This is a genomic window from Mycetocola sp. TRD_SC_2, assembly GCF_055361225.1.
The window spans coordinates 1,378,300-1,390,988 of the sequence record NZ_CM143954.1 but is presented as its reverse complement, the minus strand read 5'-3'; the positions used below and the strand labels follow the sequence as shown (position 1 = coordinate 1,390,988).

General features: G+C 65.9%; 12 protein-coding genes and 1 tRNA gene. 10 read left to right on the top strand and 3 right to left on the bottom strand.

The annotated features are described in order from the left end of the window. Window positions 1–6 precede the first annotated feature (6 nt). On the bottom strand, window positions 7–792 hold the full coding sequence (locus ACWA1Q_RS06620; protein WP_463760795.1) for an SGNH/GDSL hydrolase family protein: 786 nt from the start codon (window positions 790–792) through the stop codon (window positions 7–9). 164 nt (window positions 793–956) lie between these two features. On the opposite strand from ACWA1Q_RS06620, the gene ACWA1Q_RS06615 reads away from it, so the two are divergent. Further along, the gene (locus ACWA1Q_RS06615; protein WP_463760793.1) at window positions 957–2,789 is read left to right on the top strand and encodes a DEAD/DEAH box helicase; all 1,833 of its coding nucleotides are present in this window, start codon (window positions 957–959) and stop codon (window positions 2,787–2,789) included. 106 nt (window positions 2,790–2,895) lie between these two features. Here the strand turns inward: ACWA1Q_RS06615 and ACWA1Q_RS06610 are convergent. Further along, a tRNA-Leu gene (locus ACWA1Q_RS06610) sits at window positions 2,896–2,979 on the bottom strand. 108 nt (window positions 2,980–3,087) lie between these two features. Between ACWA1Q_RS06610 and ACWA1Q_RS06605 the strand changes: the two genes are divergently transcribed. Genes ACWA1Q_RS06605 through mshC form a run of 3 tightly spaced genes read left to right on the top strand, consistent with a single transcriptional unit; the run spans window position 3,088 to window position 6,597 of the window. Beyond that, entirely contained in the window at window positions 3,088–4,416 is a 1,329-nt protein-coding gene (locus ACWA1Q_RS06605; RefSeq protein WP_463760517.1) for a M20/M25/M40 family metallo-hydrolase, read from the top strand. 36 nt (window positions 4,417–4,452) lie between these two features. Then, complete coding sequence (locus ACWA1Q_RS06600) at window positions 4,453–5,310, top strand: undecaprenyl-diphosphate phosphatase (protein WP_463760516.1); 858 nt, start codon at window positions 4,453–4,455, stop codon at window positions 5,308–5,310. 39 nt (window positions 5,311–5,349) lie between these two features. Further along, complete coding sequence (gene mshC / locus ACWA1Q_RS06595; protein ID WP_463760515.1) at window positions 5,350–6,597, top strand: cysteine--1-D-myo-inosityl 2-amino-2-deoxy-alpha-D-glucopyranoside ligase; 1,248 nt, start codon at window positions 5,350–5,352, stop codon at window positions 6,595–6,597. 4 nt (window positions 6,598–6,601) lie between these two features. Here the strand turns inward: mshC and ACWA1Q_RS06590 are convergent, their stop codons facing one another. Next, window positions 6,602–7,510, bottom strand: a complete 909-nt coding sequence (locus ACWA1Q_RS06590; RefSeq protein ID WP_463760513.1) for a proteasome assembly chaperone family protein — start codon at window positions 7,508–7,510, stop codon at window positions 6,602–6,604. Window positions 7,511–7,599: 89 nt separating this feature from the next. On the opposite strand from ACWA1Q_RS06590, the gene ACWA1Q_RS06585 reads away from it, so the two are divergent. The 6 genes from ACWA1Q_RS06585 (at window position 7,600) to tatA (ending at window position 12,689) form a co-directional block, all read left to right on the top strand. Then, complete coding sequence (locus ACWA1Q_RS06585; protein ID WP_463760511.1) at window positions 7,600–8,283, top strand: HAD family hydrolase; 684 nt, start codon at window positions 7,600–7,602, stop codon at window positions 8,281–8,283. Then, the gene (locus tag ACWA1Q_RS06580; RefSeq protein WP_463760509.1) at window positions 8,280–9,353 is read left to right on the top strand and encodes a tRNA (adenine-N1)-methyltransferase; all 1,074 of its coding nucleotides are present in this window, start codon (window positions 8,280–8,282) and stop codon (window positions 9,351–9,353) included. Before ACWA1Q_RS06585 ends, ACWA1Q_RS06580 begins: the two co-directional genes overlap by 4 nt. A gap of 54 nt (window positions 9,354–9,407) precedes the next feature. After that, window positions 9,408–10,304: an FKBP-type peptidyl-prolyl cis-trans isomerase gene (locus tag ACWA1Q_RS06575; RefSeq protein WP_463760508.1), complete on the top strand. Its 897-nt coding sequence runs from the start codon at window positions 9,408–9,410 to the stop codon at window positions 10,302–10,304. Between the two features lie 36 nt (window positions 10,305–10,340). Continuing rightward, a complete protein-coding gene (locus ACWA1Q_RS06570) occupies window positions 10,341–11,363 on the top strand; it encodes a helix-turn-helix transcriptional regulator (protein WP_463760506.1) in 1,023 nt (340 codons plus the stop codon). After that, on the top strand, window positions 11,356–12,342 hold the full coding sequence (locus ACWA1Q_RS06565) for a helix-turn-helix transcriptional regulator (protein ID WP_463760505.1): 987 nt from the start codon (window positions 11,356–11,358) through the stop codon (window positions 12,340–12,342). Before ACWA1Q_RS06570 ends, ACWA1Q_RS06565 begins: the two co-directional genes overlap by 8 nt. 65 nt (window positions 12,343–12,407) lie before the next feature. Continuing rightward, a complete protein-coding gene (gene tatA, locus ACWA1Q_RS06560) occupies window positions 12,408–12,689 on the top strand; it encodes a twin-arginine translocase TatA/TatE family subunit (RefSeq protein WP_463760503.1) in 282 nt (93 codons plus the stop codon).

The following is a 12,689-nucleotide window of genomic DNA, read 5'->3' as shown; positions in this document are numbered from 1 at the left end:
CCGTTCTCAGCCGTCGCTGCGGGTATATCTCTCGGCCAGCGGCCGCTTGGCCGTGATGAAGTCGCCCGAGGACTGGTGGCGGATGCGACGGATTACCCAGGGCACGAGGTACGCACGCGCCCAGGCGAGGTCCGACGTGCGTGCCTGGCGCCACGTCGACGCCGGAAGTGGCTCTGGTTTGCGCGGCTCGAGGTCGTTGTCGACGGCGAGGGCGGTGAGCACCATGCGGGCGACCGTGTGGTGTCCGAGCGGATTGAGGTGGAGCCGGTCCGGCGACCACATCCGGCTATCCTGCACGTCACTGAGTGACCACATGTCGGCAACGATGCAGTCGTACTTCGTCGCGATCGCGCGGATGTTCTCGTTGTAGATCGCCACCTTGCCCCGAATTCCGCGGAACACGGGCGAGAATCCGACGTCGACGCCGGTGAAGAGAACGATGGTGGCGTGGTCGCGACTGAGGCGGGCGATCGCCTCGTCCATTTTCGCGGCGGTTGCGTCAGGGTCCGTGCCCGGGCGGATGACGTCATTTCCCCCGGCCGAGATCGAAATGAGGTCGGGGCGCAGCTCGAGCGCCGGCTCAACCTGCTCGTCGACGATCTTCGCGATGAGCCTGCCGCGGACGGCGAGGTTGGCGTAGGCGAAGTCGTCCAGATCTCGCGCGAGAACCTCGGCGACCCGGTCGGCCCATCCCCGGTGGCCACCGGGCGATGCGGGCTCGGGATCGCCGATGCCCTCTGTGAATGAGTCACCGAGGGCGACGTAACGGGACCACGGATGCGGGCGCCGGATCGTGACGGTGTCGGCGTCCACCTGATCGTCCTGGTGCGGTGTGCTGTCGTTCACAGAGCCTCCTTTTCCCCGGGCGAGCCTACCGCTCCGCGCCACGCCAGGGGACCCCCTCAGTTCGCCCGGCGCCAGGTGAGCGGGTAGATTGTCGTCAAGTGAGCACAGAGATCTTTCCGGGGGAGCAACCGGCACAGGATGCCGTCCCCGAACTCCGGATCGGAACCTCTGCTGCCGAGCATCTTTCCCCAGCGTTTCCCGAACGGGCCGCATGGGGAACAGTGTCCAAGCTCCGCGCCTGGCAGCAGGAAGCGATTGAGTCCTACTTCACCACGGAACCGAAAGACTTCCTCGCCGCTGCTACGCCCGGGGCAGGCAAGACGACGTTCGCGCTTCGGCTCGCCGCCGAACTTCTCGCCCGCCGCACCGTCGACCGCATCACCGTCGTCGCTCCCACCGAGCATCTCAAGCGGCAGTGGGCTGATGCCGCGCATCGGGCAGGCATCCGGCTCGATCCCACCTTCACCAACGCCGCCGGACGGTACGGGAGGCACTACCACGGTGTCGTGGTCACCTACGCGCAGGTCGCCGTCCGTGCTGCACTCCACCGAGACATCACAGCGTCGTCGAAAACTCTCGTCATCCTCGACGAGGTCCACCACGGCGGAGACGCGCTGAGCTGGGGCGACGCAATCCGCGAGGCCTTCGAACCGGCGACGCGCCGGTTGTCCCTCACCGGCACCCCGTTCCGGTCGGACACCGCCCCGATCCCGTTCGTGAGCTACCTGCCGGACAAGCAGGGCATTCGCACGTCGCTCACCGACTACAACTACGGGTACGGGCGCGCCCTCGCCGACGGAGTCGTCCGGCCGGTGATGTTCATGGTCTACGCCGGGCACATGCGCTGGAGGACCAACGCCGGTGATGAGATGGAAGCGCGGCTCGGTGAAGGCAACACCAAGGACATCACGTCCCAGGCGTGGCGCACGGCTTTGGACCCGAAGGGGGAGTGGATTCCCCAGGTGCTGCAGGCGGCCGACCGCCGCCTCAGCGAGGTGCGTCAGAGCATCCCGGATGCCGGTGGCCTCGTCATCGCCACCGACCAGACCGCCGCGCGGGCGTACGCCACCATCCTCAAGGACATCACGGGGCAGAGCCCGACCGTCGTGCTCTCCGACGAGAAGGAGTCGTCCGACCGGATCGACGAGTTCTCGAACTCCACGAGCCGCTGGATGGTCGCCGTGCGGATGGTGAGTGAGGGGGTCGACGTTCCCCGGCTCGCCGTCGGGGTGTACGCGACGAGCGCGTCGACACCGCTGTTCTTCGCCCAGGCCATCGGCCGGTTCGTGCGGGCGCGTCGCCGCGGTGAAACGGCATCCGTCTTTCTCCCCGATGTTCCCAATCTGATGAACCTCGCCTCCCAACTGGAGCTCGAGCGCGACCACGCGCTCGACCGCAGAAGCGACGGCGAGGGTGAAGGTGACATGTGGAACCCCGAGGACGCGATGGTCGCCGAGGCGAACCGCGAGTCGAAGGGTTCTGATGCTCTCGGAGACGAGTTCCGCTACGAGGCGATGTCCTCGTCCGCGACTTTCGACCGGGTCGTCTACGACGGTGATGAGTTCGGCCAGTGGGCCGAACCGGGCACCGAGGAAGAACTCGACTTCATCGGCCTTCCCGGCCTGCTCGAACCCGAGCAGGTGCACGAGCTTCTCACGCAGCGTCAGGCGCGCCAGGCGAAGCGGTCATCGACGAAGGCACAGCAGGTGCCTGCGGACACGTCAGCAGACGTCCCACCGCCGCTGTACCGCACCCTGAAGGAACAACGGAGCCTGCTCAACAGCCTGGTCGGGCTGTACGCGAAGTCCACCGGACAGCCGCACGGTCTCGTGCACGCCGAGCTGCGGCGCATGTGCGGGGGACCCGCCGTGCAGCAGGCCAGCGTGACCCAGTTGCAGTCGCGGATCGAGTGGCTGAGAAAGAAGATGAGCGGCCGCCGCTGACCCCGCTTGCCGACCACGAATGTCGACGCAGCAACGTGGACATATAGCTTAACCAAGAAGAGCCGGACCATTTCTGGTCCGGCTCTTCTTCTGTCTCAACACAGTGTGCGCGAAGGGGGACTTGAACCCCCACGCCCGTAAGGGCACTAGCACCTCAAGCTAGCGCGTCTGCCATTTCCGCCACCCGCGCATGTGTTCCGGCTGCGAGGTATTTCCGCTGCCGAGGTAAGACTTTAGCACGATTTTGGAGCCGTGTTTTCCACGTCGGGCAAACTCCGGGGACGGTAGCGTTGGGGGCATGCATTCCGCTGAGACGACCCCAGACGTTCCTGATGCTGAGCTCGACGAGACGGTACAGATCGCGCGCGATCTCATCCGCTTCGACACGACGAATTACGGCGGGGGCCGGTCCAAGGGTGAGACGGCAGCGGCGGAATACGTTGCGGCGTACCTCCGGGACCTCGGCCTCGAACCTCAGCTGTTCGACTCTGAACCGGGTCGAACGAGCGTCGTCGCGCGGGTCGCCGGCCGCGACTCCTCACGCGGCGCCCTCGTCGTGCACGGCCACCTCGATGTCGTTCCCGCCGACCCCGCCAACTGGAGCGTCGACCCGTTCGCGGGCGAGATCCGCGACGGGATGCTGTGGGGTCGCGGCGCGGTCGACATGAAGAACATGGACGCGATGATCCTCACCGCCGTCGCCGACCTGCTGCGGGCGGGGGAGCGGCCGGCCCGTGACCTCATCCTCGCGTTCTTCGCCGATGAGGAGAACGGCGGGTTGCTTGGGTCGCACTACCTCGTCGAGAACCACCCCGAGCTGTTCGACGGTGCGACCGAGGCGATCAGCGAGGTCGGTGGCTACTCGATCTCGATCAACGGCAAACGCGCCTACCTCGTCCAAACCGGCGAGAAGGCGCTGCTCTGGGTGAAACTCATCGCGAGGGGCCCGGCGGCGCATGGCTCACGGGTCGTCCGGGAGAACGCGGTCACTCGGCTTGCCGAGGCGGTCGCGGCTGTCGGCAGGCAGAACTGGCCGATCCGCCTCACCGCAACCACGACGGCTCTCCTCGGGGAGGTCGCGCGCATTCTCGACGTGGAGCCCCAGGCGCTCGGCCCGGACGAACTCGCCCTCGCGACCGGAACAGCATCCGGGTTCATCCAGGCGTCCCTGCGCACGACGACGAACCCCACGGTGCTGACGGCCGGGTACAAGCACAACGTGATCCCAGACACCGCCGAGGCACTCGTCGACATCCGTTCCCTTCCCGGTGAAGAGGATGCCGTCCTCGCCGCCGTGCAGGAACTGGTCGGTCCCGACATCGAGATCGAAGTGCTGCACCGCGACGTCGGCCTCGAGAACGACTTCTCCGGCCCGCTCATCGATGCCATCTGCGAGACGCTCGCCGCACACGACCCGGGTGCGGAGGTACTGCCGTACCTTCTTCCTGCCGGCACCGACAACAAGGCGCTGTCACTGCTCGGCATCACCGGGTATGGATTCGCGCCGCTCCGGCTGCCTGACGACCTCGACTTCCCGGCGATGTTCCATGGGGTTGACGAGCGGGTGCCGCTCGACGCATTAGTCTTTGGCAGGCAGGTTCTGACGGACCTCCTCCGCACCTATTGACCCGAATCCCGACAACGGCAGGAACAACACTTTCTCGTGGACCTTCTCAACGCGATTATTCTCGGCCTCGTCCAGGGATTGACCGAATTTCTTCCCGTGTCGTCGAGCGCTCACCTTCGGATCGTCGGCGAGTTCCTCGGTACGGGTGAAGACCCGGGAGCACGGTTCACCGCGATTACCCAGATTGGCACCGAGCTTGCCGTGATCATCCTGTTCTGGGGTGACATCGTCCGGATCATCGGCGCCTGGTGCAAAGCACTCGTCGGCAAGATTCCCCGCAACGACCCTGACGCCCGCATGGGCTGGCTGATCATCCTCGGATCGGTGCCCATCGTCGTGCTCGGGTTGCTGTTTCAGGACCAGATCGAGACGACATTCCGTTCCCTGTGGTTCACGGCGTCGATGCTCATCGGATTCGGCCTGCTGCTGGGTCTCGCCGACTGGATCGGCCGCAAGAATCTCAAACTGGAGAACCTCGGCTACCGTCACGGCATTGTCTTCGGGTTCGCGCAGGCTCTCGCCCTGATCCCCGGTGTGTCACGGTCGGGAGGCACCATCACCGCCGGTCTGTTCCTCGGCTACGAGCGCGCCGCCGCTGCACGGTACGCGTTCCTGCTCGCGATCCCCGCCGTGATGGGCAGCGGTTTTTACCAGATCTACAAGTCGATCGCGAAGCCCTGCGTCGAGGGCGCGGCCAACTGCACTCCCGAAGTGTACGGACCGCTCGAAACACTCGTCGCGACCGTCGTCGCGTTCTTCGTCGCCATCGTGGTCATCAAATTCTTCATGAGTTACATCTCGAAGCGGAGCTTCCTGCCGTTCGTGATCTACCGCATCGTCCTCGGCCTGGTTCTGTTCGTGCTCCTCGGCACCGGCGTCCTCGCCGCTGTCTAGGCGTCCGGCGGAGCTCTCCGGCCCGATTAGGCTGGGGGAGTGAAGGCATGGACGAGACCCGAGATCCCCACCCTTCCCGGACTCTCCTCGGCACCGTGCCTCTATGACACGGCGTCGCGCGGGCTCGTGGAAGCGCACACCGGCGACACCGCACGGATCTACGTCTGCGGGATCACCCCGTACGACGCGACCCACATGGGCCATGCGGCCACCTACCTCGCCTACGACACCCTGCAGAGGGTCTGGCTCGACGCCGGGCTCGAGGTGCACTTCGCGCAAAACGTCACGGACATCGACGACCCGCTGCTCGAACGCGCCGCAGCGACCGGTGTCGACTGGCAGGAGCTCGCCGCCAGCCAGGTCGAGTTGTTTCGCGGCGACATGGAAGCACTGAGCATCCTGCCTCCCGAGGACTACGTCGCCGTCACGGAGGTCCTGGACGAGATCGCGGAGGCCGTGCGCCGTCTGCTCGTCGCCGGCATCGCCTACGAGGTTCACACCCCGGAGAGCTCGGCCGGATCCGACATCTACTTCGACAGCGCGCGTGCGGCCGGCCTGGGCGGCTGGACCCTCGGCGACGTCAGCAATCTCGACAGTGCCACCATGGCCGGCCTGTTCCGCGAACGCGGCGGAGACCCCGACCGCGAGGGCAAGCGCGACGTGCTCGACCCGCTTCTCTGGCGTGCTGCCCGCGACGACGAACCGTCGTGGCCGAGCTCCGTCGGCGCTGGGCGCCCCGGCTGGCACATCGAATGCTCCGTCATCGCCCTGATGGAGCTGGGCAGGGATTTCACCGTCCAGGGCGGAGGGTCAGACCTGATCTTCCCGCACCATGAGATGAGCGCCGGTCACGCGGCCGCGCTCAGCGGGCATCCGCTCGCCCGGGTGTACAGCCACACCGGCATGGTCGCGTATCAGGGCGAGAAGATGTCGAAGTCGCTCGGCAACCTCGTTCTCGTCTCGAAACTGGTCGCCTCCGGCGTTGACGCCCGTGCGATCCGGCTCACGCTGCTCGCCCACCACTATCGCTCTGATTGGGAATGGACGGATGCCGCGCTCGAAACGGCCGTCGGACGGCTGCAGTTGTGGGGCACCCGATTCTCCGGAACGACTCCGACCGGCGATCTGTCAGCGGAGAACATCCTCTCCGAGCTTCGCGAAGCGCTTCGCATCGACCTCGACACGCCTCGTGCGCTGACGGTGATCGACCAGGCGGCGGAACACGGCGTCGACGACCCCGCGCTTCTGGGCCGCGCCGTTCACGCCCTTCTCGGCGTCGAACTCTAGAACGTCAGCGCGGGGTCGGCGGCTCGTTACGACCGTCGCCCTTGCCGTCGGCCGACTTGCGCAGGTACCGCTCGAATTCTTTCGCGATGGCCTCACCGCTTGCTTCGGGTGCTTCCACGGTGTCGCGGGCCTGCTCGAGCTGGCGGATGTACGCGGCCATGTCCTCATCTTCACCGGCGAGGGCGTCGATGCCCTGCTCCCACTCGGCCGCTTCCTCGACGAGGTCGCCTCGGGGAATCACGACGTCGACGATCTCCTCGAGCTTGTCGATGAGCGCGAGGACCGCTTTCGGTGACGGCGCGTTGTGGACGTAGTGCGGCACGGATGCCCAGATCGCGAGAGTGGGAATCCCTGCGTCCTCTGCGGCTTCGGCGACAACGCTCAGGATGCCGACAGGGCCCTCGTACATGCTGCGCTCGATCTGGAGTTCGGCCCGGACCTCGGGGTTCTCACTCGAGGTGAAGATTGAGATCGGGCGAGTGTGCGGAACATCGGCGAGCATCGCGCCGAGAAAGACAATGCCCGAGATGTCCGCAGCGAGCGCCGCGTCGATGATTTCGGCGGTGAATGCCTTCCACGTTCGCGAAGGCTCGACGCCGACAAGGAGATAAATATTGCCCCCGTTGTCGCCCGAGACGCTCAGGTCTGCGTCATCGGCGAGAGGCTCGACCGGCATCTGGGGCGACGACGGACCGTACATCGTCGTCGTCGGCCAGGTCAGCCGGCGCCGAGCGTCATCATCGACCCCGATCACCGGGCGATTGAACTGGTAGTCGTAGTACAACTCGGGGTCAAGCTCCAGGAGAGGTGCGACATCGAGTTGTTCCTGCAGCACCCGAACGGCGCCTGTCGCCGCTTCCCCGGCGTCGTTCCAGCCTTCAAACGCGACAACTAGCAGTCGACCCTTGAGCAAGAGTTCCCCATTCCGTGGACGTGTCCGCGATAGAACGCGGGCATCCTCCAAGAATAGGCGCAGTCCGGCACCGGGTAGCATTGAAACTCGTGACTACACAGCTTCCCGCCGCCGTCCTCTGGGACATGGATGGCACACTCGTCGATACCGAACCGTACTGGATCACCGCAGAGACGGATCTGGTCGAGTCCTACGGCCACACGTGGACCTACGAGGATGCCATGACCCTCGTCGGTTCCGGACTCTGGGAGTCCGCACAGATCTTCCAGTCCCGCGGCGTCGACCTGCCGGCGGATGACATCGTGCACCTGCTGACGGGCCGCGTGCGCGACCGGCTCGCGAAAGACGGCGTCCCATTCCGGCCCGGTGCCAGGGAGCTCCTCGAGGAGCTCCGCGACCGTGGAGTGAAGACAGCGCTCGTCACCATGTCGATCCGCTCGATGGCGGAGCAGGTGCTCTCACACCTCGACTTCGACGCGTTCGATCTGCTCGTCACCGGCGACGAAGTCGACAACCCCAAGCCGCACCCGGAACCGTACCTCACCGCCGCGTCGCTTCTCGGTGTGTCGATCTCCGACTGTGTCGCCATTGAAGACTCACGGGCCGGACTGGCATCCGCCGTCGCGTCCGGTGCCGTCTCGATCGCGGTGCCCCACGCCGTCACCATCCCCGAAGCATCCACCCACACGACCTGGCCCACCCTGGCCGGCAGAACCAGTAACGATGTGTCGGCAGTCTTCGCCGCCTCACGCAGCGAAGGACTTTCCCGATGACCGATCAGCTCCCCACCGAACGCCCGCTCGACGAGCGCCCCCAGAACTCCGGTCCGTTCCGGGTCGGAGACCGCGTGCAGCTCACCGGTCCCAAGGGCAAGCGCAACACGATCACCCTCGAGCACGGCAAGGAATTCCACACCCACCGCGGAATCGTCGGTCATGACAGCATCATCGGGCTTCCCGACGGTTCGGTCATCACGACGACGGACGGCATCGAGTATCTGGCCCTCCGGCCGCTGCTCGTCGACTTCGTCATGTCCATGCCGCGCGGCGCCGCGATCATCTATCCGAAGGACGCCGCCCAGATCGTCGGCCAGGCCGACATCTTCCCCGGGGCGACGGTCGTCGAGGCGGGAGTCGGCTCCGGAGCGCTGTCGTTGTGGCTCCTGCGTGCGATCGGCCCGACCGGCCGGCTGGAATCATTCGAACGTCGCGACGAGTTCGCCGACGTCGCCCGCGGGAACGTTGCAACGTTCTTCGGGTATGACCCGGACAACTGGCGCGTCTCGGTGGGAGACCTCGCCGAGGCCCTCCCGGCGACCGTCGAACCGGCATCCGTCGACCGGGTCATCCTCGACATGCTCGCGCCGTGGGAGAACGTCGACGCGTGCGCGACCGCGATGAAGCCGGGCGGGGTGTTGCTCTGCTATGTCGCGACCGTCACCCAGCTGTCTCGCGTCGCCGAGGCGATTCGTGCCACCGGCCAGTTCACCAACCCGGACTCGAACGAGACGATCGTGCGCGGCTGGCACGTCGAAGGACTGGCTGTGCGGCCCGACCACCGGATGATCGGCCACACCGGGTTCCTCATCACCGCGCGCCGTCTCGCCGACGGAGCCGTCCTGCCCGAGCTCAAGCGCCGTCCGAGCAAGTCGGACTTCAGCGACGACGACGTGGAACTCTGGACACCGGGAGCGCTCGGCGAACGCAACGTCAGCGCGAAGATCCTTCGTAAGCGGATGCGCACCGTCAACAACTCGGCACAACTCAGCCGTTCGAGGTCGCTTGGAGCGGCAGACGACGACGCCGTCGACGGCGCGGAAACCAACGAGACCCCCGACCACTAAAATGGATTCGCGACAGCGTCGCATCCGCCATCCAAAGCATCGAAGAGAGATCCCGTGCGCAAGGCTCCAGTTCTTATCCTGTCCGCCGGCCTGTTGGTGGCCACCCTCACCGGTTGCGCCCCGTCGGCTGCGGACTCCTGCGAGCCGACGACGACGGAGGGGAGCGCCTCGAAGCTCATTGACGTCTCAGGCGAGTTCGGCGAGGCGCCCACCGTCAGCATGCCGACCCCGGTCAAGGCGACGAAGACGGAACGCTCGGTCATCATCGATGGCGACGACGACGGAAATGTCGTCACCGGCGACCAGAGCGTGAAAATGAGCTTCGCGCTGTACGACGGCGCAACGGGCGAGCCGCTCGAGCAGAACGCCTACGGCGAGCCGGCCCTGTACGTTCCGTCCCAGCTCCACCCCGACATGGCCGACGCTCTGAAGTGCGCCACGCCCGGATCGCGCATCGCGATGACGATCCCGGAGGGCGAGGAGACTCTCGTTCTCGTCGCTGACATCCTGGACGTGTACCTCGACAAGGCCAACGGTGCGAGCCGGCCGGTCATTGAAGCCGGCTTCCCGTCCGTCGTCACGGCAGGGGATGGAACCCCCGGGCTGACCATCCCGTCGTCCGAACCGCCGAGCGAATTGAAGGTCGCCGTCCTCAAGGACGGAGACGGAAAGAAGGTCACCAAGTCCGGACCGATGGTGATCCACTACACCGGTGCGCTCTGGGCAGACCAGACGATCTTCGACTCATCCTGGGAGAAGGGCGTCCCGGCTGTGTTCGCCGCAGATGGCATCGTTCCCGGCCTGTCGGAAGCGCTCGTCGGCCAGCAGGTCGGTTCGCAGATCCTCGTCGTGATCCCGCCGGAGCTCGGCTACGGCGACCAGGCCAACGCGGCCGTTCCCGCCAACTCCACCCTCGTTTTCGTCGTCGATATCCTTGGCACGGTGTCCTGACCGCTCGGCCTCCCGCCGCGCGATTAGGATGAAGCCGTGCCAGATCCCACCGAAGCCGCCACGCCGCGAGTAGCCGTCGAGGAACGTCTTTTCAGCCTCGTCCTCGCGCTGCTCGCGACCGAACAGGGCCTGACCAAGTCCGAGATCCTCTCGACGGTGCAGGGCTATCGGCAGCGCTACTCCGGCTCTGGCGGCAACGCCAACCTGGAGCGTCAATTCGAGCGGGACAAAGACGACATTCGCGAACTTGGCATCCCCCTCGAGACCGTCGAAGCGCCCGGCGACCCCGGCAATAACCAGCTCACGCGGTACCGCATCCCCAAGGGCGAGTACGACCTGCCGAAGGAGCTCACGTTCTCACCGGCAGAGATCGCCATGCTGTCGCTTGCCGCGACCGTCTGGCGTCAGGGCTCGCTCTCGGGTGAGTCACGCCGGGCGATCCTCAAACTTCGATCTCTCGGAATCGAATCGGACGAACCCGTCATCGGTTACGCACCCCGGGTGCGGATCCGCGAGAATTCGTTCGAGCCGCTGCGCCAGGCGCTTGAACGCCACAGTGTCGTCGAGTTTCCCTACCTCAAACCGGGGGAGTCCACCGCGAAGACGCGCACCGTTGCACCGCTCGCCCTCGTACAGCACCACGGCAGGTGGCACCTGTCCGCCCACGACCTCACGGTTGGCGACAAGCGAACCTTCCTGCTGTCCCGCATCGTCGGTCCGGTGGTCCCGGTCCAGCGCAGTTGGACGCCTCCGGAGGCCGGGGGTCACGCCGAGCGCTCACTCAACGACCTCGACGCACTCTGGGCGTCGCAGCGCGCCGTCATTCGGGTGGAACCTGGAACGGATGCCGCAACGCGGCTGACGAAGCGGGCATCCGTCGCGAACGACGGCACCCTCGAACTTCACTACACCGACGTCGACGTTCTCGCCGACGAGCTCGCCGCATACGGGCCGGAGGTACTCGTCGAATCCCCGCAGCGACTCCGCGACGCCGTGGTCTCACGCCACGTCAAGACAGTCCGCACCCACCGCGGAGGAACAGGGGCTCCCCGTGGCTAAACCGGCGCTGCACGCTCGCGACAAACTCGCGTTCCTTCTCGCGCTCGTCCCGTACCTGATGGATCACGGTTCCGTTCGGGTGGCTGACGCCGCGAAGCATTTCGGTGTCGACGAGGAACAGATTCGCGAATCCGTCCGGCTCATCGCTGTCTCAGGGGTACCGGGGGAGACCAGCTCGTACCAGCACGAAGACCTCTTCGACATCGACTGGGACGCGTTCGAACAAGACGACGAAATCATCATCACCCACCTGGTTGCGATCGACGACTCGCCCCGGTTCTCCGCGCGCGAAGCGGCCGCGTTGATCGCCGGGCTCCAGTACCTGTCGTCACTGCCGGAGCAGGCAGACCGCGACGTGCTCGGCTCTCTCATGTCGAAACTGGCGCTCGGCTCCACCGGGCGGCCCTCCGAAGTTGCGGTCGGGTCGAGCCAGGCCGACAGCTCACTCGCTCTCATCCGGAACTCCGTCGCGGCGGGAAACCAGATCGAGTTCGACTACCTGAACTCTCGCGGAGAATCCGAGAAGCGCCGCGTCGACCCGCTGCGCATCCAGTCGCTCGACCAGGACTGGTACCTGCGTGGATGGGATCATCTCCGTGAGGCCGTGCGCACATTCCGGCTCGACCGGATGAGCAACCTCGACGTCACCGACGAGCCGATCAGCCACCACGCCGGCGAGGTTCCGCTCTCCGAGAGCCTGTTCGAGAGTTCAGAGAGCGACCTTGAGGTCGTCGTCGAACTGCCGGAGGACGCGATCGGCATGATCGCCGACTACCTCACGTCGGATGCCCCGGTGCCGGGCAGGAACGGACGCTCGCGCGTCACTCTTCACGTCGCTCACGACCACGGACTCAAGCGATTGATCGCCGGTCTCTCCGGCGTCGTCACCGTCATCTCTCCCGATACGGCGCGGGTGCGCGTGGCTGACTGGGCGCAAGCGGCTCTGGACAGGTACGCTGAAGAGATCGACGCGCAGTGACGCACGCGACTTCCAGCGAAGCGCGGTAAACTGACCCGAACTACAACAGGATCAAAGGACAGCTCATGGGAATCTTCGGCAACGCGTTCACCGGATGGCACTTGCTCGTCATCGTGTTCCTCGTCCTTCTGTTGTTCGGTGCTCCCAAGCTCCCGGCTCTCGCGAAGAGCGTCGGCCAGTCGATGAAGATCTTCAAGAGTGAGATCAAGAGCGACAAGACCGACAAGACCGACGACGCCACCGGCACGACGCCGGTCACCCCTGTCGAGACGGTTGCACCGCCCGCCGAACAGCCGGCGCCGGCGAACCAGACTCCGGGCGCTCCCGGACCCCAGACGAAGCCGTAG